The sequence below is a fragment of the Ewingella sp. AOP8-B2-18 genome (assembly GCF_052376015.1).
Classification (GTDB): Bacteria; Pseudomonadota; Gammaproteobacteria; order Enterobacterales; family Enterobacteriaceae; genus Ewingella; species Ewingella allii.
Map to the genome: position 1 here is coordinate 242,291 of NZ_JBQSVB010000004.1, position 24,587 is coordinate 266,877.

Consider the following 24,587-nt stretch of genomic DNA (forward strand, 5'->3'; position numbering starts at 1 on the left):
GATTAATTATGCGTGTATTCGTCGTAGGTAATACAGGCGTTGACGAAACGTATGTAATAAATGAAATACCTGAAAAAGGCGCATCGATTCACGGCCAGAAAATAAATCAAGATCTGGGCGGTAAAGGCGCTAATCAGGCGGTTATTCTTTCACGTTGCGCGGTGAGCACTGTGCTAATTGCCGCAACCGGAAATGATAATCAGGGCCAATGGTGTCGCCAACAATTAGCCCAAGAGTTATTAACTTTATTTCCGGAAGAATCATTAAACTGTCGCACAGACACCTCACTTATATTAAATACCGCCGACGGCGATAATTCTATTATCACCACCACTACTGCCGCCGATGCATTATCATTAGCGGATATTGAACAGTCATTAAATAAAGCACAGCCTGGTGATGTTGTATTACAGCAGGGGAATTTCTCATTAGAGAAAACCGCCGCCGTTTTCCAGTTGGCCCGTCTCCTAAGCTTGCGGACCGTTTTCAATCCTTCGCCGGTCAAACCGGCCTTCTCCCAGCTATGGCCACTGGTCGACTTACTGGTGGTCAACCGGGGTGAAGCGAGCTATTTCACCGCGCCTCAGCTGCCGCCGGTGGAAGCCGCCAGCGAACTGCTGCGTGCCGGAGCCTCTGCCGTAGTGGTGACGCTGGGAGCTGACGGCGTCTATTTCGCCACTGCCGACCAGCAACTGCATGTCGCCACGCCGCCGTGCAAAGTGGTGGATACCACCGGCGCTGGCGACACCTTCTTGGCCGTGATGCTGGCCTCAATGCTGCGCCGCTCGGCACCTTCCCCTCAGCAGCTAGACCTGCAACGCGCCGCGCGGGCGGCGGCCATCACCATCAGCCGTACCGGCACCTTTAGCGCATTTCCAAGCCAAACCGAACTGGTGGAAATACTCAATTCGCCTCTGGCCTAGCGGCTAGCGGGTTACGCTGAAATCACGTAACCCGCTCTTTTCTTTCTATTTTTAACGACTTTTTTTGCCACTGCTTTTCATACTTGATTAAGCTTATTGCTTAAATAATGGACGGAATGTATCCACGTTAGCTTTGGTCACGATAGTGGCCGGAACCTGAATAGTCTTGTCGACCGTTTTGCCATCTACCACCAGCGTATTCAGTGCCTTAACGGCTGACGCGCCCATGTTCTCAGGGTCTTGTTGCAATACCGCCGCCACATAGCCCTGATCAATGCCGCTGACGGCTTTCGCAGTCAGATCCCAGCCAAACACTTTGATATCTTTCTGGCGGCCCTGGTTTTCCACTGCGGCAATCGCGCCCAGCAGCGCAGGCTCGCCGGTGGCGTAAATCGCGGTCATATCCGGGTTGCCGGTGATCAGGTTTTCTGCCGCCGTCAGGGCGTCATCCTGAATATTTCGACCATCGACCACGCCCACCACTCTGATGCCATCGTGGCCTTTCAGGGTGTCTTCAAACCCTTTTTGGCGCTGGTTTTGAATTGCGGAATTCAATGCGCCGACGATGCCCAGCTTGGCTTTCCCGCCCATATTGTCTTTGACGTATTTAGTGAAGTAATTACCAATCAGCGCCCCGCCCTTATTATTATCTACGCCAACCTGCGCCTTTTGCGGGCCTTCTGGCAATACGGCATCGATAGCAATAACAGGAATATTTTTAGCGGCGGCTTCTTTAATGGCCGGCATAATGCCGTTTACATCAATAGCATCCACCATGATCCCTTTAACACCTTGCTGAATATAGGTTTCAATCGCATCGTTTTGTGAAACCGGATTATCATTGGCGTTGAAAATAACTAATTTTGCCCCAGACTTGGTGGCTTCTTCTTGTGCGCCTTTATTCATTAAGTTGAAGAACAGCGCCTGTTGGTTAATTTGCACCAGAGCATAGGTCGGCGCGTCTGCTGCAAAAGCTGAATAACTGAACATTGAAAGAGTCAGAGTAGCGATAGCTGTGTAGGCCGCTTTTTTTAATTTCAAAGCGTTAAAGAGAGAAAGTGATTTTTTCTTTCCGGTGTTGTTCAACATAATGACATCCTCAAGATTTGGTGATGACAATGCAATAAGCTGGCGGCAACAACTTTAGAAAGTCGTTGAGCAGCTGAAACCTGAACGAAAGCATATAACTATGCACACTCAGGAGAATGTTGGCGGGAGGCACACGTCAGAATGTCGATTTAACGAAACAGACCGTTCCAAACGGAGAGTATTCGCTGAAGCTGGTAATGCGGGTAAACTGTTAATTACAATTAAACGACGTCAAAAAATTGTCAAGTATAAATTTTATCTGATCCGTGGCATTGTGAGCAGCGTGTCAACTGAAGCCCTTATGTGAAGGATGAAAAGTTAATGGGAACAAAACGGGTAGTGTTGTCCGACGTCGCGAAATACGCCGGTTTGTCGAAAGCGACGGTCTCGCGTTACCTCAACAAAAGCATCTCTCTGCCCCAGCCAACGGTCGCGCGGATTGAAGAAGCCATTAAGGCGCTGGATTACCGCGCCAACAGCCTGGCCCGCAGGCTGAGCAAGGGCGGCAGTGAAACCATAGGTTTAGTGCTGCCGGACATCGCCAACCCCTTCTTCGCCGAGCTGGCCGATGCCGCCGAGGAAGCCGCTTCCCAGCATAAATACAGCCTGGTGTTGTGCGTCACCCGCAACAATCTGGAGAAAGAGTGTCAGTTCATTCGCTGGCTGGATACGCGCCAGGTCGACGGCCTGCTTTTCACCACTAACCGCCCGGATAACGGCCAGCTGTGCGAGCAGTTGAAGGGCCAGCGCCACGTGGTTTTGCTGGATGAAGATGTGCCCGGCAGCACGGTACCCAAAGTATTTTCGGATAATGTTCACGGCGGCGAGTTGGCGGCGAACAAGCTGATTGCCGCCGGGCATCGGCACATTGCCTTTGTCGGCGGGCCGGATGAATTGATGAGCGTGCGCGAGCGCCATCAGGGTTTTCGTCAAGCTTTACTCAACGCAGGCCTGCCCTACAGCGCCGACATGGTGCTGTACGGTGATTACAGCCGCACTTTTGGCCGCGCCGCGCTGGACCAGTTGCTGGCCCTGTCGCAACCACCGACCGCCATTTTTGCCGCCAGTGACTATTTGGCCCTTGGCCTGCTCGACGGCATGCGCCAGCGCGGGCTGGCCGTTCCGGCTTCACTCTCTCTGGTGGGTTTCGATGACGCCATCTACTCCGATTTGATCACTCCGCGCCTCTCCACTATTCGCCAGTCGGCAAGGGAGTTGGGGCGCGTCGCGGTTGAAACGCTGATCAAGCTGTTTAACGATGAACCCGACGTGTCGCAGGTGTCGCGAATTCCCGTAGAGTGGATCTCACGCGACTCGGTTGCCCCTCCAGCGAAATCGTAGATTGATTAGTTTTAGTGCACGAATCAGGCGCATTTGCGCCTTTTTTGTGCAACTAAAAAACCTGCCCCCCTTGCTTAAACCTGCTCAGCTGATGTGAATTAGCTCTCAAATAATAAAATTTTAGCCTTTTTGTCACTTAATCATCACATTGATTATTAATGAATTTAACATATCTGCTGTTTATTTTTTGAACCCGATCACTTTTCCCCGCGAAATTAACTGGCATACATTCTGCTAGATTCAAACCGGCGACACAGAGTTCCACACTCAGAATATTTTTGACCATTACGGGTGCGGGAAAAGACATCGCCGTTATTTTTGCCTTTTGGGTAAACCGGTTTACAAGGATAGAGAAATCGGAAGAGGCAAGAAGACGGCATTGTCAGCAGCGGCAGGTTTATGGCGCGGCACCCGCAAGCCCCTCACCAGTTGGAGAGCAATTATGTCTCAAGAGATGTCCAGAAACTTATCTGGTTCACCCCGGGTCGAGATGGTAAATATCACCAAAACCTATGGTTCAATCCGCTCTTTGCGCGGCGTAAACCTGAGTTTGGCACCCGGCGAAGTGCTGGGTTTGGTCGGTGATAACGGCGCGGGTAAATCCACGCTGACTAAAATTTTGGCCGGTGCCGTGGTGCCGACCGGTGGGACCCTGCGCATTGACGGTCAGGATGTCCATTTCGCTAACCCTTCTGACGCGCGCCGCTGCCATATCGAAATGGTCTATCAGGATCTCTCGCTGTGCGACACGGTCAACGTGGCGGGCAATCTGTTTATGGGCCGCGAACCTCAAACTCGCGTGTTGGGCATCCCCTTCCTCGACGAGAAAAAGATGCACGAAGAGGCCCACGAAATGCTGCAAGGCTTGGGGATCTCCATCCCCGACACTCGCCTGCTGGTGCGCAATTTGTCCGGCGGTCAGCGTCAGGCCATCGCCATCGCCCGCGCCGCCGCCTTTAACCCGAAAGTGTTGATCATGGACGAACCCACGGCCGCGCTGGCGGTTGCCGAGGTGGAAGCCGTGCTCGAGCTGATTCGCCGGGTCAGCGCTCGCGGCGTCAGCGTGATCCTCATTACACACCGTCTGCAAGATCTGTTCCTGGTTTGTGACCGTATCATGGTGATGTACGAAGGGACCAACGTTGCCGACCGGCAAATCTCCGAAACCAGCTTGTCCGACATTGTGAATTTGATTGTCGGCGAGAAGTTCGAGGCCCACTCTGCGCGCGAAGCTGTGCACCACTAAGCGCCGTCTGGTGAATTAAAAGGGTAAGCCCATGAGTATCATAAACATGTCCAGTCCCCGACTTATTAAACAATCGGTTACCCGGCGCATGCTGCACAACCATTCAGGCGTGGTGAGCATTGCGGTATTTTTCATTTTCTGTTGCGTGGTGTTCTCTTTCGCAACGGACAATTTCCTCAGTGGATACAACTGGTTAAACATCCTCCGTCAAAGCGCGCCGCTGCTGATTGTCGCGGCCGCTATGACGTTGGTGATCACCACCGGCGGCATTGATTTGTCGGTCGGTTCGACGCTGGCGCTGGTCGGCGCGTTATCCGCAATCGCCTTAAATAACTGGGGACTTCCGTGGCCCGTGGTGCTGATTGGCGGGCTGGCGCTTGGCGGCCTGATTGGCGCCATCAATGGCTACTTCATTGCCTATGAGGGCATCCCAGCGTTTATTGTCACCTTGGCAACCTTGGCGGTCATTCGCGGGGTGGCGCTGTTAATCACTCAGGGCTACTCCATCCCGATTCCGGCGGACAGCCCGTTCACCCTGCTCGGGCGCGCCTGGGTTCTTGGCCTGCCGCTGCCCGCCATTATCGGCGTGCTGGCGTTAGTCTTTGGACACGTGCTGCTCAACCATATGCGCTTTGGTCGCTATGTCACCGCCATTGGTGCCAATGCCGAAGGGGTGCGTCGCGCCGGGGTCAATACCAAATCGACCACCATGTGGGTTTACGTGATTTGCGGGATGGCAGCGGCCTTAGCCGGAATGATCATTACTGCGCGTCTGGGCAGTGGTTCGTCAAATCAGGGCGAAGGCTTTGAATTGCAAGTGATCGCAGCCGTTGTTTTGGGCAGCACCAGCCTGTTTGGCGGCTTCGGCACCATTATCGGCACCCTGCTTGGCGCGCTGTCCATCGCGGTTATCCAAAATGGTCTGATCCTGTCGCACATGTCGCCGTTCTATACCCAAATCGCCACTGGCTTAATCATTCTGCTGGCTATCTGGCTGAACACCCGCATTTTCAACCCGGTTCGAAGTAGTAAAGGATAGCGCCATGACCTCTAAAGACGGTTTCGCAGGTTCTTTATTTAGACATGCCGACCCTTTCCCGCTGGGCGCGGAGAGTGGTTTCGCCATGACCGTGCTCGGCCCGTTGGCGGTGGAGAAACTGGGCGTCACCCTGATGCACGAGCACATCCTGCTCGACGCCTCGGGCAAGTGGGTGCCGCCCTGCTGCTGTAGCGAGCGGCACATCGCCGAGATGCCGGTGAAAATTGAGAATCTGGGCGAATTGCAGCTTAACCCTTTGATGAGCCGTGATAATTGCCAGCTGTTTGATTCTGACCTCGCCGTGGAAGAGTTAATGAAGTTCCGCGCGCTGGGGGGCGAAACCGTGGTTGACCCGACCAATATCGGCATTGGCCGCGACCCGAAAGCTTTGCAACGCATCTCAAGACTGACGGGTTTAAACATTATTATGGGTACCGGCTTCTACCTTGAGCCGTCTCACCCCGACTATGTGAAAAGCCGTTCGCTGGAAGCGCTGACCGATCAGATTATTTATGACGTCGGCGGCTTCAGCGATAAACCTGATGTGGTGGCCGGGCTGATTGGCGAAATTGGCGTATCGGCAGCCTTCACCGCGAATGAGGAGAAATCCTTGCGGGCGGCGGGTCGCGCCAGCGCCAAAACTGGCGTGCCGATGCAAATCCACTTGCCGGGCTGGGAGCGTTACGGCCACAAAGTGTTGGATATTCTGGCGGAAGAAGGCGCCAACCTGCGCCACGTGGTGCTGTGCCACATGAACCCGAGCTTTGCGGATAAGAACTATCAGCGAACGCTGGCCGAGCGCGGCGCATTTCTCGAATACGACATGATTGGCATGCCCTATTTTTATGCCGACGAAAGCGCGCAATCGCCCTCCGACGAAGACAACGCGCGGGCGATTCGTGAGCTGATTGATGACGGGTTTATCGAGCAAGTGTTGCTGTCGCAGGACGTTTTCCTCAAGACCATGCTGACCAAGTTTGGCGGCCACGGCTATGGCTACATTCTCAAGCATTTCGTGCCGCGTTTGCGTCGCCACGGCGTGACGGGTGAACAGCTGGAAACGTTGTTAATCGGCAACCCGCAGCGCGTTTTCAGTCGCTAAACCAGTCGCAAAAATCTGCATTAAGGAGCGCCAAATGGATCAAGACGTTATCGCCCTAACCCGCGCTCTGCTTGGCTTCAACACCATTAACCCGCCGGGCGACGAGGTAGAATGCCTAAGCTGGCTGGCGAGTTTTCTGAGCGACACCGGGTTCGAGGTCAAATTACAGCCTTTCGGTGAACGGCGCTGCAACCTGATTGCCACTTTAGCAGGCTCGGCGGCGGGTAAACCTCTGGCGTTTACCGGCCATCTCGACACGGTTCCGCTGGGAAACGCCCGGTGGAAGTTCGATCCTTTTGCCGGAGAGATCGCTGACGGTAAGCTTTACGGCCGTGGCAGCAGCGATATGAAGGCGGCCATCGCGGCCTTTATTGTCGCCTGCATTCATCGTCAAGAGGTCATTGCGCAGAACAGCGGCGTGATGCTGATCCTAACCGGCGGCGAAGAGACGGGCTGCGACGGCGCGCGCGCCATGATTAATGATTCAAACCTGACGCTGGCCCAGCCGGGGGCGCTGATTGTCGGCGAACCCACGGGCAATTACCCTATGGTCGGCCACAAGGGCGCACTCTGGCTGCGTTGCGCTACCCATGGCAAAACCGCCCACGGCGCGATGCCGGAGCTGGGGATTAACGCCATCTATCTGGCGGCTGACGCTATTGGCAAGATTCGCCATTTCGACCCCGGCCCGCCGCACCCATTAATGAAGAAACCGACGCTCAACGTCGGCACTTTTCAGGGCGGATTGAACATTAATTCGGTGCCGGACAAGGCCAGTTTTGATGTGGATATGCGTACCGATCCAATGCTGGTGCACTCTACGTTGAAATCGCGTTTGCAACAGCATTTAAGTGACGTTGTCACTATAGAGACCTTAGTTGACCTCCCCGCCGTGCTGACTGAGCGACAAAACCCTTGGGTGCAGAGCGTATTCGAGCACTGCCAGCCGCTGCATGACACGCCGGTCGAGGCCAAAATTGTGCCCTATTTTACCGACGCCGCGCTGTTGGTTGACGCCTTGGGCAATCCGCCCTGCCTGATCCTCGGGCCGGGCGAGCCTTCAATGGCTCACCAGACTGACGAGTATTGTCGGGTTTCACGGCTGGAAGAGAGCGTGGAGTTATATCAGCAGATCATTGAAGACTATTATCTGTTGATCGACAAAGGGGCCCTATAAAGGAGGGAAAATTGAGTTTCAGGCAGGGTTCAGCAGTTGCCCTTCCAACTCCCACAGCTTGTGGCGAATCAGCTGCTGAAGTTTCAACGCAGCCTGTGACGCCGGCTGATCTTTGCGGCTGAGCAAAATCACCTCGAAAGGCAGATACTCCACCACTGGCAGGATTTTCAGCTGCCCGCGATAGCGGCTGGCGGTGAAGGTATCCACCACGCCGACGCCACCTCCGGCCAGCACCACATCGGCAATCACCGAATAGGTTTTGATATACAGCTGCGAACGCGGCGACAGGCCATGCTCGTGCAAAACGCGATTTAGCACCTGCCCCAAAGGGTCCTGCTGCTGCAACATTAATAACTCGTTGTCACACAGCCAGCTCAGCGAAACCGGGCCTTCCTGCGGGCTATCGAGTGGCAACAGCGCCACCATGTTGGCCTGATAAACAGATTCGGCAATCAGCTCGCCGGGCACCTGTTCGGCGAAAGTCAGGGCAAAATCCATCTTGTATTGCAGTAGATCCTGACTCAGCGTGTTGAAGTGGGTAGTCACCAATTCAACGCTGCCGCCGGGCGTCTGACGGCGGAAATTGGCTAACACCGGGGCCATAATCACCTGCCCGAGGGTATGAGCCGACCCCATGCGCACGTGCTGACCTTCCCCCTGACGCAGCTGCTCGGCCAAGGCAGAAATAGTCTGGATATGGCTAAATAAGGCGTCAATTTCCGGCATTAATCGCCGCCCTTCTGGGGTCACAATCAGCCCCTGCGGGCTGCGCTCAAACAGCGCAAAGCCCAGTTGCTGCTCGGCGTGGTTGAGCACGCGGCTAACGTTAGGCTGCGACACGTTAAGCAAACGCGCCGCGCCGCTGACGCTACCCGCCTGTAAAACGGCTTGAAAAACTTCAATGTGACGAAGACGCATGCGCCAGTGGCTCCAAAAAAACACTGATAACTGAAGGTAGCAAAATGGCTGTCACTTGGCTGCAACATCTGTGTTCAGATACGGTAAATCAGCCCTGTTCTTTGATCCACTGCGCCACCTCTTGCATACCAAAGCGCACGGGATCGGTCGCCGGCACGCCAAACTCGGCGCTAATTTCCGCTAGTGCGGCTTTGGCCTGTTGCTCATCCACCGCCGAAGTGTTGAGTGAGAAACCGGCCAGTCGAACATGTGGGCTGGTCAACCGCGCCGCCGCGAGATTGGTTTCTACGCACTGGCGTAAACTTGGCAGCGGCATATGAGGTAAATGGCGCATATGCGGACGGCCAAGCTCATGACACATGACCAGCAAATCGGCCTGTGCGCCGTGGATCAGCCCCATGCTTACCCCGGCAAACGATGGGTGGAACAGCGATCCCTGCCCCTCGATAATGTCCCAATGATTGTCTTGATTGGCCGGAGCCAGTGTTTCTACCGCGCCGGAGATAAAATCGGCAATCACCGCATCAATGGCAATTCCGGCTCCGGCGACTAAGATGCCGGTCTGCCCGGTGGCGCGAAAATCTGCCTGAATATCCAGCTGGCGCAGCGCTGCTTCCAGCGCCAGCGAGCTGTACATCTTGCCGACAGAGCAGTCGGTGCCGACGGTCAAAATACGTTTTCCGCCACGGCGTTTGCCAGTCCCGGTGTCCAACGCGGGTTGCATATGGCGCACGTCAAACAGTTCCACCTGATACTGTTTGGCAAGCTCCACCAGCTCAGGAACATCATTCAACCCTTGATGCAAGCCGTTCGCCACGTTTAAACCGGCGCGGATCGCCGCTTTAATGGATGTTAACCAATGCCCAGGAAGCTTGCCGCCAGAGTTGGCGGTGCCCAGCACCATGGTTTTCGCCCCCTGCTGCTTGGCTGTAACCACATCCATTTCTTCCAAGCCGAGAGAAATGGAGTCCTCCGCCAGACGTAGTTGGCCGATACAGACCTCAGGGCGCCAATGGTGGATGCCGCGCGCCGTTTTGACTGCCAGCGGATCGGTCACATCACCTAAAAACAGTAAATAAGGTTTGGGAATGGTTTGCATAGACTTGGTGCTCCTTAACTTGGGAAGCTAATAAAGGAAAACACGACTATTCCATGCGAGTTGCGAAGTGACGAATACTTGTTTAGTGCAGCGCTATACCTTCAGGCTATGGGTTAAGCGATTGAAGTGTAAGGTATGAGAACGAAAGGCCAGCGAGGCAAATTCAAGACGAAAAAAAGGCAGAGCCAATGAAACTCTGCCTTTTACCATTACCATTTTCAGACACAGAAACGGGTAATAATGCTTTGAATCAACTTAGAAACGGTAAGTCAGGGCAACGGTAGTGATATCGTCGGTGTTCAGGCCCAGCTTGTTGTCGTCGTTAAGTTGGTTGATCAGGTAGTCAACATAAACGTACATGTTTTTGTTGAAGTAGTAAGTTGCGCCCACTTCGAAGTATTTAACGATGTCTGCATCGCCGATACCGTTTTCGATATCGTGAGCTTTAGACTGTACGTAACCTACAGAAGGACGCAGGCCGTTTTCGAATTGGTACTGTGCAACGAACTCGATGCCTTTGGTTTTGTTAGCAAAACCAGAAGTAGCTGGAACCGCGCCAGTCGCTGGAACGCTGATTGGAGTCTGGTTACGAGTTTCGTTGTACATCGCTGCCAGGTAAACCTGGTTAGCGTCATATTTCAGACCGGTAGCCCATGCAGAAGCTTTGTCGCCTTTGCCGTAGGTAGAGTTAGCTTGGCCATTGGTACGGTCAGAAGAAGAACCTGCCAATGCTGCGCCGATACCCGTGCCGCCGATGTTTTCATAATCCAATGACGCGCCGTAGCCGTCGCCATTCGCTTTACCGTCTGGACGGTTAGCGTCACCTTCGTTTTTACCCTGATATTGCAGAGCAAAGTTCAGACCTTCAACCAGACCGAAGAAGTCTTGGTTACGGTAAGTTGCCAGACCGTTAGCACGACCCACCATGAAGTTATCGGTATAACCGGTGTCGCCGCCGTACTCAGGCATCATATCGGTGAACGCGATTGCGTCGTAAACAACGCCGTAGTTACGACCGTAGTCGAAAGAACCGAAATCTTTAACTTTCAGACCCGCGAAGCCCAGACGAGTTTTGGTACCCTCGGTGCCTGCTGATTCAGCGTGGTTAGCCTGAACGTTGTATTCCCACTGGCCGTAACCGGTCAGTTGGTCATTAATTTGAGTTTCCCCTTTAAAACCAAAACGGACATAAGTTTTGTCGCCGTCAGAACCTTTGTCATCGCTGAAGGCATGTTTGCCGTTCACGCGACCGTACAGGTCTAATTTATTGCCGTCTTTATTATAAACTTCTGCTGCATTAGCAGCTGAGGATGCAACGATTAAAGAGACCACTACGGCCAGCACACTGCGCTTCATCATTATTTTATATTCCTTGATTTTATATAAAGGATTTCTCATGCCCGCTTTTAAATATCGAGCTGTGAGTTTTTTAAATGTTTATAAATGCTTCTGTCTGTAAAACGATTCGAACCTTAGCATTAAGCACGAAAAGTTAAAATGGAAAAGTTCGGGCGATAACGTTAATTTAACGCAAAGAGTTGTAACAATATGTTTCAATGCGAGGTCTGTAACTCACTGATTATATGCGTTTTTTGCATAAAGAATTGCACCACAATAGTGCATTGCATAGTTTTGGTGCAATTTGTGTTTAGGAATGTATGTTTTCTGTTATTGGGATCACTGTTCTGCGGGGGTTGCCGGATGTTAACAATCATTAATAAAAACACATTCGGAATAGTAGTAATGCCTTTTTATAGTGCATAGCAGGGTAACTATTTTTTAGTGTTCTTTTATATCCATTAAATAGAAAAGGTAATTCTAATTTTATGAACCCACTCCATTTGTTTAATTTTTTTGATTAGATAATTAATAAGTCAAATTTAAAACTTTCACTAAATTGCAATAATGAGATCTTGATTCAAATTATCCCAAATTGGTTATTATCAACATGCCCGTTTTGGCTGTTTTTTATTCCAACTGCGTTAAGTCAGTTAAGTGAGTCGTTTGTGTTAGCAGAGAAAATGGCCGCTTTCCCCTCAGGAGAGAGAAAAGCGGCGGTGTACTGAACAAAGACGGCGGGATTATCTAAACTGTGCGGCGTGGAGTTGAGCGTAGCGGCCCTGCTGTGCGAGCAACTGTTCATGGGTACCCTGCTCGACAATGCCTTCCTTATCTACCACCACAATGCGATCGGCGTTTTGAATGGTGGCCAGACGATGGGCGATAACCAGCGTGGTACGGCCTTGGGACAGGTCAGCCAGTGATTGCTGAATCGCCTGCTCGGTGGCGGTGTCCAGCGCAGAGGTGGCTTCATCCAGAATCAAGATTGGCGGGTTCTTCAGGAAGATACGGGCTATCGACAGACGCTGCTTCTGCCCGCCGGAGAGTTTAACGCCCCGCTCGCCAATCACCGTGTCCATGCCGAGTGGCAAGGCATTAATCACCTCATCAAGCCTTGCCTGACGCGCCGCCTCGCGGATTTCTGCCTCAGTGGCGTTCAGTTTGCCATAGGCGATGTTCTCGCGAATGCTGCCGCCAAACAGGAATACATCCTGCTGCACAATGCCGATATTGTTGCGTAGCGACGCCTGCGTCATATCGCGAATATCAATGCCATCAATGGTAATTGAGCCGCTATCCAGCTCATAGAATCGCGGCAACAGCGAGCACAGCGTGGTTTTCCCCGCCCCCGATGGCCCGACAAAGGCCAGCGTTTCTCCGGCTTTAATCTGCAGATTGATGCCATTGAGGATCTTACTGGCGGGCGTATAGCCAAACACCACGTCGCGATAGCAGATGTCGCCGTGCAGATGCTCAACGGCCCGCGCATTCGGGCGGTCAACGATATCCGGCGCGGTGTCAATCAGCTGGGTAAAGCGTTTAAACCCGGCAATGCCTTTCGGGTAGCTTTCCAATACCGAAGTGATTTTTGCCACCGGGCGGAAGAACACTTCCACCAATAATAAGAAGCCGACAAAACCGCCGTAGCTCAGTTGGCCGTTAACCACGTACCAGGTCCCGGCGATCATCACCACAATTTGAATAAGCCGCGTGCTGAGGTAGCTCAGCGTCAGGCTGGCGGTCATGATGCGATAGGCTTTCAACTTGGTAACACGATAGTTTTCGTTGTCGGAGGCAAATAAGGTTTTCTCATGGGCTTCGTTGGCAAAGGCTTTCACCACGCGAATACCGCCGATGCTCTCTTCAATCCGAGCATTAAAGTTACCCACCTGACCAAACAGGCGACGCCAGGTTTCGGTCATTTGCGCACCGTAACGGCTCACCAGATAGGTCATAAAAGGCACAATCACGATGGTCATCAGCGCCAACGGCAAGTGCACCGTCGCCATCAAAATAAAGGCGCCGATAAAGGTCATGATCGCGATGAACAGGTCTTCCGGGCCGTGGTGCGCCACTTCCCCCACTTCTTCCAAATCTTTGGTGACGTGAGTAATAATGTGGCCGGTTTTGGTGTTGTCGTAATAGCGGAAAGAGAGTTTCTGCAAATGGCTAAACGCCTGACGGCGCATATCCGTTTCAATCCCCACGCCCAGCGCGTGTCCCCAATAGTTGACCACCGCCATCAGCCCGGTGTTAATCAAATAAATACACAGCAGCCCGACGGTCGCTATCAGGATCACCACGAAGTCATGGGCTGGCAGCAGTTTGTCGATAAAGGTTTTGATTGCCATAGGAAACCCCAGCTCCAGCAATCCACCGAGGATCGCGCAGCCAAAGTCGAGGTAAAACAGTTTTTTATAAGGCGCGTAATAAGAGAAGAACCGGCGGAGCATCGTGCATCCTCATTGGAATGGCCCGTGCGCGGGCAAGTGCGCCAGTGTAAATGAATATCGTTATCAGCGGGAGGGGGTTTTGATGCTTTGGAAAGCATCGGAAACTTTTTCAATCTTTAGAAAGATTGAGGAAAAACCTTGCGTTGCCACGCAAACTGGCCCAAAGGTCAAGATCGTGCGCTGCCGTCACACCGGCCTTAAGGTCAAAACCGTGGGCTCGCCGCCCACACTGGCCCAAAGGGTTTTAAACGAAACCCTTTGGAATCCTGCGTTTTTTTGCTGCTGGGAGATCGAGGCTGCGCAGGGGTGGGATGGACGTGTTTCAGTGGCCGCGGCGATCGTCGCGAATTGCCGCCGCTTAGGCGGTTCCCTCGCTGCGGGATTCCAACCCGCGCAAAAGACTCGCGGTTTTCCACCTCTTGCTCGGCGTCACTTCTGAACGCGACCTACTGGCACTTACTCCGAGCCGTTTCATGGGATTTGGGTTCGCTCCCTCTCCTTTTTAAGGAGAGGGCTGGGGTGAGGTTTGCCGCGTGAGCACGGTTTTAAACCACTTCTCATCCCAACCTTCTCCTCTGAGAGGAGAAGGAGTTAAACCAAAACCAAAAATTACGCTTTTGGTCCTTCGGTCTTCGCCTTCTTCTTCAATACAAACCAGCTAATCAGCCCCAAAACGCCACCAAAAATGATGAACCAAATCCCTAGGGCGAATTGTGGGGGCATTTCGCCATTGGTGGCGTCGGGGTTGCCGACCACTAAACCGTGCACCACGGCGACTATCCCGATGACGATCAGAATCAGGCTGTTACGCAGCAGGCGGCGCGGCAGGGAGAATTGTTTTCTTTCGATAGCCATGGTGAGCATCCTTGATGAAGTGGCATTCAAATTAAAAAATAAGGGCGCATCATAGCGCCCTTCTGTTTATTGCCACAACCCTGACGGTCAGCGGCGGTTACGCACCAGCTGGTAGCGTCGAGTCAGATACTCCACCGGCGCGCTCCAGATATGCACCAGACGACAGAATGGGAACAGCAGGAACAGCGTCATACCCAGCACGATGTGGATGCGGAAAATCAGCGCCACGCCGTCAAGATGGGCAGATGCCCCACCGTGGAAAGTAACCACGGCTTGCGCCCAGCCCACCAGCTTCATCATCTCGCTGCCGTCCATGTGCTGCGCGGAGAACGGAATGGTCCCGAGGCCCAGCGCACACTGCACCACCAGCAGAATGATGATCATAATGTCGCCAAAGCTCGAGGTGGCGCGCACGCGGTCATTGCTTAGACGACGATAAACCAGCATCAGCCCGCCAATCAGCGTCAACACGCCACAGGCGCCGCCCGCCCACATGGCCATTTGCTGTTTAACCGGCACTGGCAGGAAAGACTCATACATCCAGTGCGGAGTGAGCATCCCGAAGGCGTGACCGGCGATAATGCCGAGAATCCCCACGTGGAACAGCGGCGAAGCAATGCGCAGCAGCTTCTTCTCCAGAATCTGGCTGGAGCCCGCACGCCAGCTGTATTGGCCGTAGTCATAACGCATCCAACTGCCCACCAGAAATACCGTGCCGCAGATGTAGGGATAGATATCAAACAAGAACATATTGAGGAAATTCATGGACGTGCCTCCCCAGCGTTGGCGGAATCAAGGTCAAGATATTGTGGTTGCACCGCACCGACAAAACGCTTCTGGTGCGCGGCTTCTTCACCGCTGGCGCAGCTCTGCTCGCCGAGGAACTTGATCTGCTCCTCTTCCCACACGGCGTCCAGCGCCGCGGGCGTGTCATCCCGCGCCTCTTGCTGCAAGCTTGGGCGCACGTCTTCGCTGGCCAATGCACTGCCGGACAGCGCCAGCAACAGGTCGAACAGCTGGGAATAGGCGCTGTTTCGCTCCTGCAAACGCGCCCCCAGCAGGGCCAGAATCGGCGCAATATCGTTCAAGCCTGAACGGGCTTCATCAGCCGCCAACGTGGATAAATACTCCAGATACAGCGGCAGATAGTCCGGCAGCTCGCGGCTGTCGATATCCAACCCGGCGGCGTGATACTGCGCCAGTAAATCCACCATCGCCTGCCCGCGATCACGCGACTCGCCGTGAACATGCTCGAACAGCAGCAGCGAAGTGGCGCGGCCACGGTCAAACAGCCCCGTGTAGGAAGACTGCGCGTCGAGCAGATCTTGCTGGCAGAATTGGCGAATAAAGGCCTCCAGCTCGGCTTGCTGCCCGCCAGTTAGCTCAGTCGCTTCGCCAATGATCTCCAGCAACTCGCCCTGACTCTCCCACAGCAGATCGTCGGGATAATCAAGCAACAAACCGAGAATGCGTAGACTGTTCATTGATCACCTCGCGAGGTTTTGGCGCTCACATCAATGGCGTCAATACGTTTGCTGTTGAACAGATTGAATTTGGTGTCGCTGCCGTGGCAGCCGTCGCCGAAGCTGAAACCGCAGCCTTTGGCCTCTGGGAAGGCTTCGCGCGCCTGCTCCCGATGGCTGGAAGGCACCACGAAACGGTCCTCGTAGTTGGCAATGGCCAGATAGCGGTACATCTCCTGCGCCTGTGCTTGGCTCAACCCCACCTGCTCCAGCGCGCTGGTATCCACCACGCCATCCACGGATTCGGCGCGTTTGAAGTGGCGCATCGCCAGCATGCGTTTTAAAGCCAGCAGCACCGGCGCGGTGTCTCCGGCAGTCAGCAAATTCGCCAGATATTGCACCGGAATACGCAGGCTTTCGACATCCGGCAGCACGCCGGTGTGCGGCAATGCGCCCGCGTCGGCGGCGGACTGAATTGGCGACAGCGGCGGCACGTACCACACCATCGGCAGGGTGCGATATTCAGGATGCAGCGGCAGCGCCAGCTTCCACTCCATCGCCATTTTGTACACCGGGGACTGACGCGCCGCGTCCATGACCGACATCGGAATGCCGTCTTTTTCGGCCTGGGCGATCACTTCAGGGTCATTCGGATTGAGGAAGATACTCATCTGGCTTTCGTACAAGTCTTTCTCGTTTTCCACCGAGGCGGCTTGCTCGATACGGTCGGCGTCATACAGCACCACGCCGAGGTAGCGAATACGCCCAACGCAGGTTTCAGAGCAGACGGTCGGCTGGCCGGCTTCAATACGCGGATAGCAGAAAATGCATTTTTCCGACTTGCCGCTCTTCCAGTTGAAGTAGATTTTCTTGTACGGACAGCCGGTCAGGCACATACGCCAGCCGCGACATTTATCCTGATCGATCAGCACAATGCCGTCTTCGCCGCGTTTATAAATCGCGCCGCTCGGGCAGGTCGCCACGCAGGCCGGGTTCAGGCAGTGTTCGCACAATCTTGGCAGGTAAGCCATAAAGGTGTTTTCGAACTCGCCATACATCTCTTTCTGCATGTTTTGGAAGTTTTGGTCGGCAGAGCGTTTGCTGAACTCAGTGCCTAAATCATCTTCCCAGTTCGGGCCGCCGACGATTTTGTTCATGCGCTTGCCGGTCAGTAGCGAGCGCGGGCGCGCCACGGGCTGGTGTTTGCCCTCTTTGGCGGTGTGCAGATGCTGATAGTCGAAGTCGAAAGGTTCGTAATAATCATCGATTTCAGGCATATGCGGGTTAGCAAAGATTTTGTGCAGCAGGTTGGCTTTGTTACCCATGCGCGGCTGCAATTTGCCGTTAATTTTGCGGATCCAGCCGCCCTTCCATTTCTGCTGGTTTTCCCAATCATGCGGATAACCCAGCCCCGGCTTGGTTTCCACATTATTAAACCAGGCGTACTCCATACCTTCACGGCTGGTCCAGACGTTTTTACAGGTCACGGAACAGGTGTGGCAGCCAATGCATTTGTCGAGATTCAGCACCATGCCGACTTGTGAACGAATTTTCATTTGGCTTTCTCCTGCGCAACCGCGCCCTGCACGTAGTCGTTACCTTCGTCGTCTAACCAGTCAATACGGTTCATTTTGCGCACAATCACGAACTCATCGCGGTTCGAGCCGACGGTGCCGTAATAGTTGAAGCCGTAAGAGAGCTGCGCATAGCCGCCAATCATATGGGTTGGTTTCGGGCAGACGCGGGTCACTGAGTTGTGAATACCGCCGCGCTGCTGGCTGATTTCGGAACCCGGAATGTTCACGATGCGCTCCTGCGCGTGGTACATCATGGTCATTCCCGCCGGTACGCGCTGGCTGACCACCGCGCGGGCGCTCAGCGAGCCGTTGGCGTTGAAAGCTTCAATCCAGTCGTTATCTTCAATGCCCAGTTGGGTGGCATCTTCCTCACTCAACCAGACAATCGGCCCGCCGCGCCCTAAGGTCAGCATCAGCAGGTTGTCGCTGTAGGTGGAGTGAATGCCCCATTTCTGGTGCGGCGTCAGGAAGTTCAGCGCCATCTCCGGGTTGCCGTTTGGCTTGGCGTTGAGCAAAGGCTGCGCCGCGCGGGTATCAATCGGCGGGCGATACACCAGCATGCTTTCGCCGAAGGCGCGCATCCACGCGTGGTCCTGATAAATCTGCTGGCGGCCGGAGAGCGTGCGCCACGGGATCAGCTCGTGAACGTTGGTGTAACAGGCGTTATAGGAGACATGTTCATCTTCCAAACCTGACCACGTCGGGCTGGAAATGATCTTGCGCGGCTGGGCCTGAATATCGCGGAAACGAATTTTTTCGTCCTCTTTATTCAGCGCCAGGTGTGTGTGGTCGATGCCGGTATTGGCACTCAGCGCCGCCCAGGCTTTTACCGCCACCTGCCCGTTGGTTTCAGGGGCCAGCGTCAGGATCACTTCCGCCGCGTCAATTGCCGTGTCTATGTTCGGACGGCCTTTGGCTGCGCCATCTGCCTTGGTGTAGTTAAGCTTTTTCAGCAGCTCGACTTCACTGTCGGTATTCCAGTTAATGCCTTTGCCGCCGTTGCCCAGTTTGTCGAGCAGCGGGCCGAGGGAGGTATAACGCTCGTAAGTGTTCGGGTAGTCGCGCTCAACCACCATCAAGTGCGGCGCGGTGACACCCGGAATCAGCTCACAGTCGCCTTTTTTCCAATCTTCGACGCCAAACGGCTGCGCCATTTCCGCCGCCGAGTCGTGTTGAATTGGCAAGGTCACCAAGTCGCTTTCAACGCCTAAATGCCCCACGCAGACCCGGGAGAATTCTTTGGCGATGCCTTTATAGATTTCCCAATCGCTTTTTGAATCCCAAGCGGGGTCCACGGCGGCCGACAGCGGGTGAATAAACGGATGCATATCCGAGGTATTCATGTCGTCTTTTTCGTACCAGGTGGCGGTCGGCAGCACGATGTCGGAATAGAGACAGGTGCTGGACATGCGGAAATCGAGAGTCACCACTAAGTCCAGCTTGCCTTCGCCGCCCTGCGCCTGCCACTCCACCTCTTCCGGCATGATGCCGCCCTGCACGCCGAGATCTTCCCCCTGAATACCGTGTTCGGTGCCCAGCAGGTATTTCAGCATGTACTCGTGGCCCTTGCCGGAAGAACCTAGCAGGTTCGAGCGCCAAACAAACAGGTTACGCGGGAAGTTTTGCGGGTTATCCGGCTGCTCTGCGGCAAAGCGCAGACTGCCATCTTTCAGGCTTTCTACCGCGAATTCCTGCGTGGTTTTGCCCGCCTGTTTCGCCATGGCCGCCAGATTCAGCGGGTTGACGCTCAGCTGTGGCGCAGAAGGCAACCAGCCCATTCGCTCGGCGCGCACGTTGAAATCAATCATGCTGCCGGTGAACTGGGATTTGTCCGCCAATGGGGAAAGCAGCTCCTGCGGCGCGACGGTTTCATAGCGCCACTGGCTGGAGTGGTTATAGAAGAAGGAGGTGCTGTTCATCTGGCGCGGCGGGCGCTGCCAGTCCAGACCAAAGGCCAGCGGCTGCCAGCCGGTTTGCGGGCGCAGCTTCTCTTGGCCGACATAGTGTGCCCAGCCGCCGCCGCTTTGACCGACGCAGCCGCAAAAGATCAGCATGTTGATTAGGCCACGGTAGTTCATGTCCATGTGGTACCAGTGGTTCATACCGGCACCGACGATGATCATCGAACGGCCATGGGTCTTATGGGCATTTTCGGCAAACTCGTGGGCAATACGCACGATATTTTGCTGAGAAACGCCGGTGATTTTTTCTGCCCACCCCGGGCTGTAGGCTTTGATTTCGTCAAAGCTTTGCGCGCAGTTTTCATCGTTCAAGCCGCGCTCGACGCCGTAGTTTGCCAGAGTCAGGTCATAGACGCTGGCCACCAGCACGCTGCTGCCGTCGGCCAGTTGCAGGCGTTTCGCCGGCAGTTTGTGCTGCAACACTTCTTCCAGCGCCACGCTGTTGAAATGCTCACTGACCGCGCCGCCGAAGTATGGGAAACCGACGCTGACCACTTCGTCGTGGTTGTCCAGCAGGCTCAGCGTCAGGCTGACGTCCTGCTGCGCCTTGCCTTCGCGCGCTTCAAGATTCCACTGGCCCTTCTGCCCCCAGCGATAACCAATCGAGCCGAGAGGTGATACCAGCTCGCCGCTGGTTTCATCAATGGCGATGGTTTTCCACTGCGGGTTATTTTCTTGACCCAGATTATCCACCAAGTCAGAAGCGCGCAGCATGCGGCCCGCCGCGTAATAGCCCTCTTCACGCTGCTCGAGCATCACCAGCATTGGCATGTCGGTGTAGCGGCGCACGTAGTCGATGAAATATTGGCTTGGGTTATCAAGGTGGAAAGATTTAAGAATGACGTGGCCCATGGCTAGCGCCAGCGCGCTGTCTGTCCCCTGTTTTGGTGCCAGCCAGTGGTCGCACAGCTTGGCGACTTCAGCATAGTCCGGGGTAATGGCCACGGTTTTGGTGCCTTTGTAACGCACTTCGGTGAAGAAGTGGGCGTCCGGGGTACGGGTCTGCGGGACGTTAGAACCCCAGGCGATAATATAAGAAGAGTTGTACCAGTCGGCGGATTCGGGCACGTCGGTCTGCTCGCCCCAGGTCATCGGCGAAGCCGGTGGCAAGTCGCAATACCAGTCGTAGAAGCTCAGGCACACGCCGCCAATCAGCGACAGATAGCGCGCCCCGGCGGCGTAAGACACCATCGACATCGCCGGAATTGGCGAGAAGCCGATAATGCGATCCGGGCCGAAGGTTTTGGCGGTGTAGACGTTTGACGCGGCAATCAGTTCATTCACTTCCTGCCAGCTGGAGCGCACAAAACCACCGCGCCCGCGCGCCGCTTTATACTGTTTGGCTTTTTCCGGCTGATTGACAATAGAGCCCCAGGCATCTACCGGGTCGCTGTGCTGCAACTTGGCTTCACGCCACAGCTGAATCAGCTTTTTGCGCATTAATGGGTATTTCAGTCGGTTGGCGCTGTAGAGATACCACGAGTAGCTGGCGCCGCGCGGGCAGCCACGCGGTTCGTGGTTTGGCAAGTCAGGGCGAGTACGCGGGTAGTCGGTCTGCTGGGTTTCCCAAGTGACCAGACCGTTCTTGACGTAAATTTTCCAGCTACATGAACCGGTGCAGTTCACGCCGTGGGTGGAACGCACCACTTTGTCGTGCTGCCAACGGCTGCGATAACCGTCTTCCCAATCACGATTGGTGTTAAGCGTCTGGCCGTGGCCGTCAGCGAAGGGTTCAGCTAGGGTCTTAAAATAGCGAAACCGGTCAAGGAATTTGCTCATCCGGGACTCTCCTGTGCAGCCGCCTGAAGCAGGCTGTCGTTATGAATGTCGACATTGCTTTTAATATCAGGAGGGTAAACAGCCCCAGAGTGCCTCTACTTGATTGCGATCAATCCCGCGTCGTTAAGCAACTATTTACATAGCGATGAATACTCCCAAAGGGGTAAGCCATGAAAATCGCTTAACCTATTGATTAATAATTACTTAATACGAATACGGACTGTTATTGATTGCCACAGGCATGACGCAGGAAAATTGGGGGTATTGGCGGTTTTGCATTGTGACAGAAATATGAAACTCGCTGTCTGCATATTGTATTTAGGCCGAATACTGGCGTAATAGGCCAATCCGTTTTCCACCTGCAGAAAACCTATTTCATGCCGAGCGAAAGACCTGCCGTACTCAATTTTAATGATGAAGTGACCGGGCTGATTTATGGCTTTATTTTTCGCCCCGGCAGGCCGCCGGAGCGCGTCTCTTCGCAACAGGTGCAAGAGGCGTATCAGCAAATTTGCCACAGCGAAGGCTTTATCTGGCTGCACGTCAACCTGACCCACGCGATGGCGGAAAAGTGGCTGAAAAAGCATTTCACCATTGATGAGTTATTCTTTGAAGAGATCCGCGAAGGCTCGCGCAGTACGCGGATTGAGCGACAGGGAAACAGCCTGCTGGCGGTGCTCAATGACGTGATTTTCAACCCTGAAGAGAGCGTCGATGAAACCTCCACCCTGTGGGTCAGCTGTCACCCACAGCTGGTGGTCACCGCGCGCCACAAGCCGGTGCGGCTGATTGAGTTGCTCTATAAACGGCTGGACTACATCAGCATTAGCTCGCCTACCGAGCTAATGGTCTATCTGCTGCAAGAACAGGAAGATCTGCTGGAAAACATCGTGCGGCGCGCCAATCTGTATGTCGATCGCATCGAAGAGTGCCTGCTGACCCACCATGTGAAGAAAAACCGCGCCAACCTTGGCCGTTTGCGCCGCATGCTGCTGCGCTTTCAGCGCCTGCTGGCACCTGAGCCAACCGCCCTTTTCCGCCTGTTAAATCGCCCACCCGCGTGGATTGCCCCCGAGGTGGTGCAGAACTTCCGCCAATTCACCGAAGAGTTTTCCGTGGTGCTCAATGACCTGATCGCCCTCACCGAGCGCATCCGGCTGCTACAGGAAGAGATCACCTCAAGGCAGATGGAACAGAGCAACCGCACACTCTACGTGCTGACGGTGATCACCGTGCTGGCCCTGCCGATCAACATCGTGGCGGGCTTTTTTGGCATGAACGTCGGCGGCATCCCTCTCGCCAATAACCACCATGGCTTCCTGTTGCTGGTGGTGATCGTCGGGGTATTTACCCTGCTGGCAGGCTGGTGGGCGCTGCGGCGGCGGGATGATAGTTAAAGAAAATTCTTCGCCTTATTCAATAGCGCCGCTTTGGTAATGACGCCTAGCAGGCGGCGGGTTTCGGGGTTTTCTAATACCGGCAGACGCTCGAGGGGGGAATCGCTGAAGGTCGCCCAAGCCTGCTCGTAGCTGGCATTTTGGTACAGAGTGGTGAATTCCTGCTCGATAAAACTGTCAATCGGCTCGTCGGCTTTTAGGCTGCCGTCGATGATGCCGCTGGCCAGCACGTTGGTCGGCACCACGCCGAGAAAACGCTCTTGGCTGTCCACCATATAGACATATCGCGTGCGCTGTTTTAGCCCTTCGCCCACCACTTCCGCCAGCGTCGAGTGCACCACCATTCGCGAACAGGGGGTGATCAGCGACGCCACCGAGCTGTTTTCAAACTCATTTTTCGCCATAAAGCGTGCATTGTGGCGAGCCAGCACCGGATAGGTTCCCGCCGCCTTGAGCCTCGACGCCACCACGTAGGAGATAGCCGTCGCCAGCATCAATGGGAACAGCAGCGAGCTGTTGAGAGTCATTTCAAAGGCCATCATGATCGACATCAGCGGCGCATGGCTGGTTGCCGCCAGCAGCGCGCTCATGCCAATCGCCGCGTATAGCCCAATGGGGCCAGGATCGAAGCCCAGCCACTGGAGAAAAGTACAGACCAGCGCCCCGCTGGCTGCGCCAATGAGTAATGAAGGCGTGAACAACCCGCCCACCGCGCCGGAGCCGACGGTGATCGCCGTCGCGACGATTTTGAGCAGCAGCACCATCCACAGCGCGGTGTGCAAATCGCCGTCATTCAGAATCAAATCAATGACTTCGAATCCGTTACCCAGCACCAGCGGCGACACCATCGCCACCAGCCCGACGCCCAGCCCGCCTAGCCCGAGGCGCAGGGCCGGGTGGGAAATCGGCTTCATCCACTGGCGCACTTTATCAATTGAGCCAATAAACAGCGGCCCGAGGGTGCCGGTGGCCACGCCAATCACCAGCACGGTCAGCAGCGCGCCGGGAGACGGGCTAAAGGTGGCCGACGAATAGAGATACAGCGGCTCGTAGTCGGTCACTGAACGCACGGTCAGCACCGCCACCGAGGCGGAGATAAACAGCGGGATGAGCCGCTGCACCGCCGTTACGCCGAAGGCGATTTCCGCCACAAACAGCGCCCCGGCCAAGGGAGCGTGATACACCGCCGCCAGCCCGCCCGCCGCCGCCATGGCAATCAGGTCGGATTGATGTAAAGCGCGTAACCGCGAGAAACGCCCGAGCAGGCTGCCGCTGAGGGCCGAAAGCTGCACCATCGCCCCTTCGCGCCCGATAGAGCCGCCGCTGGCGATGCTGGCGAGTGAAGACGCCGCGCGCAGCAAGGTGCTGCGCAGCGGAATGCCCGGCAGGCGTTGGTCAATCACGTCGAGATAATCCGGCATCTTGCCGTGCTTGCGTTCGACATTCAGCGCCCACAGTAGGATAAACCCGGCAATCACCCCACCCACCGTAGTGATAATCGGCCAGACCAGTTTGGGGTATTCAAGGAAGGCCTTGGTGATATCCGTGCCGTCGGTGAACATCAGGTCGTTGATGCCGGAAATGGCGCTGCGAAAAGCAATAGTCACCAGGGCGGCGATGATCCCCGCCGGGATCGCAATCAGCAAATTAATCAAGTCGCCCTTCTGCCAGGCATCAAGCACTTTCAACGTCATAGTTCTTCCGTATGGTGGGGATAGCGGCCGGTGATGCAGAGTAGCATTTTCCTCCCCCTCATCGCACCTGCTGGCAGCACGGCACGCGGCCTTTTTCGCCCACTTTGACGCTTCGCAAAAGATTCATATAAAT

At 54.8% G+C, this 24,587-nt stretch carries 19 protein-coding genes; 8 read left to right on the forward strand and 11 right to left on the reverse strand.

Translation table 11 applies throughout. The annotated features are described in order from the left end of the window. The first annotated feature begins 8 nt into the window (after nucleotides 1-8). Nucleotides 9-923 carry a ribokinase gene (locus ACT3RR_RS10860; RefSeq protein ID WP_496200299.1) on the forward strand — a complete coding sequence of 305 codons (915 nt, stop codon included), beginning with the start codon at nucleotides 9-11 and terminating at the stop codon, nucleotides 921-923. 93 nt (nucleotides 924-1,016) lie between these two features. Here ACT3RR_RS10860 and ACT3RR_RS10865 read toward each other — a convergent pair whose 3' ends face one another. Beyond that, nucleotides 1,017-2,012: an ABC transporter substrate-binding protein gene (locus ACT3RR_RS10865; RefSeq protein ID WP_496200300.1), complete on the reverse strand. Its 996-nt coding sequence runs from the start codon at nucleotides 2,010-2,012 to the stop codon at nucleotides 1,017-1,019. Between the two features lie 321 nt (nucleotides 2,013-2,333). On the opposite strand from ACT3RR_RS10865, the gene ACT3RR_RS10870 reads away from it, so the two are divergent. The 5 genes from ACT3RR_RS10870 (at nucleotide 2,334) to ACT3RR_RS10890 (ending at nucleotide 7,917) form a co-directional block, all read left to right on the forward strand. Continuing rightward, a complete protein-coding gene (locus ACT3RR_RS10870; protein ID WP_496200301.1) occupies nucleotides 2,334-3,353 on the forward strand; it encodes a LacI family DNA-binding transcriptional regulator in 1,020 nt (339 codons plus the stop codon). 490 nt (nucleotides 3,354-3,843) lie between these two features. After that, a complete protein-coding gene (locus ACT3RR_RS10875) occupies nucleotides 3,844-4,599 on the forward strand; it encodes an ATP-binding cassette domain-containing protein (RefSeq protein ID WP_353501969.1) in 756 nt (251 codons plus the stop codon). A 40-nt stretch (nucleotides 4,600-4,639) separates the two neighbouring features. Further along, nucleotides 4,640-5,638, forward strand: coding sequence for an ABC transporter permease (locus tag ACT3RR_RS10880; RefSeq protein WP_353503961.1), 999 nt, complete (start codon nucleotides 4,640-4,642; stop codon nucleotides 5,636-5,638). Between the two features lie 4 nt (nucleotides 5,639-5,642). Further along, entirely contained in the window at nucleotides 5,643-6,740 is a 1,098-nt protein-coding gene (locus ACT3RR_RS10885) for a phosphotriesterase family protein (RefSeq protein WP_496200302.1), read from the forward strand. A gap of 34 nt (nucleotides 6,741-6,774) precedes the next feature. Next, nucleotides 6,775-7,917: a M20 family metallopeptidase gene (locus tag ACT3RR_RS10890; RefSeq protein ID WP_496200303.1), complete on the forward strand. Its 1,143-nt coding sequence runs from the start codon at nucleotides 6,775-6,777 to the stop codon at nucleotides 7,915-7,917. Nucleotides 7,918-7,935: 18 nt separating this feature from the next. Here the strand turns inward: ACT3RR_RS10890 and ACT3RR_RS10895 are convergent, their stop codons facing one another. From ACT3RR_RS10895 to ACT3RR_RS10910, 4 genes are all read right to left on the reverse strand, one after another. Continuing rightward, nucleotides 7,936-8,835, reverse strand: coding sequence for a LysR family transcriptional regulator (locus tag ACT3RR_RS10895; protein ID WP_185690022.1), 900 nt, complete (start codon nucleotides 8,833-8,835; stop codon nucleotides 7,936-7,938). An 88-nt stretch (nucleotides 8,836-8,923) separates the two neighbouring features. Beyond that, complete coding sequence (gene dgcN, locus ACT3RR_RS10900; RefSeq protein WP_496200304.1) at nucleotides 8,924-9,934, reverse strand: N-acetyltransferase DgcN; 1,011 nt, start codon at nucleotides 9,932-9,934, stop codon at nucleotides 8,924-8,926. A gap of 255 nt (nucleotides 9,935-10,189) precedes the next feature. After that, nucleotides 10,190-11,293, reverse strand: coding sequence for a porin (locus ACT3RR_RS10905; RefSeq protein WP_272901263.1), 1,104 nt, complete (start codon nucleotides 11,291-11,293; stop codon nucleotides 10,190-10,192). A 722-nt stretch (nucleotides 11,294-12,015) separates the two neighbouring features. Further along, nucleotides 12,016-13,728, reverse strand: a complete 1,713-nt coding sequence (locus ACT3RR_RS10910; protein ID WP_353501965.1) for an ABC transporter ATP-binding protein — start codon at nucleotides 13,726-13,728, stop codon at nucleotides 12,016-12,018. An 82-nt stretch (nucleotides 13,729-13,810) separates the two neighbouring features. Between ACT3RR_RS10910 and ACT3RR_RS10915 the strand changes: the two genes are divergently transcribed. Next, complete coding sequence (locus ACT3RR_RS10915; protein WP_485900382.1) at nucleotides 13,811-14,167, forward strand: hypothetical protein; 357 nt, start codon at nucleotides 13,811-13,813, stop codon at nucleotides 14,165-14,167. Between the two features lie 170 nt (nucleotides 14,168-14,337). Here ACT3RR_RS10915 and ACT3RR_RS10920 read toward each other — a convergent pair whose 3' ends face one another. The 5 genes from ACT3RR_RS10920 to ACT3RR_RS10940 all read right to left on the reverse strand — a co-directional run bounded on the left by ACT3RR_RS10920 (nucleotide 14,338) and on the right by ACT3RR_RS10940 (nucleotide 21,363). Next, entirely contained in the window at nucleotides 14,338-14,583 is a 246-nt protein-coding gene (locus ACT3RR_RS10920) for a hypothetical protein (protein ID WP_034790233.1), read from the reverse strand. A gap of 87 nt (nucleotides 14,584-14,670) precedes the next feature. Next, nucleotides 14,671-15,348, reverse strand: coding sequence for a respiratory nitrate reductase subunit gamma (gene narI / locus ACT3RR_RS10925; protein WP_185690020.1), 678 nt, complete (start codon nucleotides 15,346-15,348; stop codon nucleotides 14,671-14,673). Beyond that, entirely contained in the window at nucleotides 15,345-16,067 is a 723-nt protein-coding gene (narJ, locus tag ACT3RR_RS10930; protein WP_496200305.1) for a nitrate reductase molybdenum cofactor assembly chaperone, read from the reverse strand. Before narJ ends, narI begins: the two co-directional genes overlap by 4 nt. Next, complete coding sequence (narH, locus tag ACT3RR_RS10935; RefSeq protein WP_353501962.1) at nucleotides 16,064-17,602, reverse strand: nitrate reductase subunit beta; 1,539 nt, start codon at nucleotides 17,600-17,602, stop codon at nucleotides 16,064-16,066. The genes narJ and narH overlap by 4 nt, the downstream gene beginning before the upstream one ends. Further along, nucleotides 17,599-21,363 (reverse strand): nitrate reductase subunit alpha, encoded by a 3,765-nt coding sequence (locus ACT3RR_RS10940; RefSeq protein WP_496200306.1) that lies wholly within the window; start codon nucleotides 21,361-21,363, stop codon nucleotides 17,599-17,601. Before ACT3RR_RS10940 ends, narH begins: the two co-directional genes overlap by 4 nt. Nucleotides 21,364-21,740: 377 nt before the next feature. Here ACT3RR_RS10940 and ACT3RR_RS10945 point away from each other — a divergent pair, with 377 nt between their 5' ends. Beyond that, nucleotides 21,741-22,760: a transporter gene (locus tag ACT3RR_RS10945; protein WP_353501960.1), complete on the forward strand. Its 1,020-nt coding sequence runs from the start codon at nucleotides 21,741-21,743 to the stop codon at nucleotides 22,758-22,760. Here ACT3RR_RS10945 and ACT3RR_RS10950 read toward each other — a convergent pair. Continuing rightward, the gene (locus ACT3RR_RS10950) at nucleotides 22,757-24,454 is read right to left on the reverse strand and encodes a chloride channel protein (RefSeq protein ID WP_353501959.1); all 1,698 of its coding nucleotides are present in this window, start codon (nucleotides 24,452-24,454) and stop codon (nucleotides 22,757-22,759) included. The genes ACT3RR_RS10945 and ACT3RR_RS10950 overlap by 4 nt on opposite strands. Nucleotides 24,455-24,587: the final 133 nt, after the last annotated feature.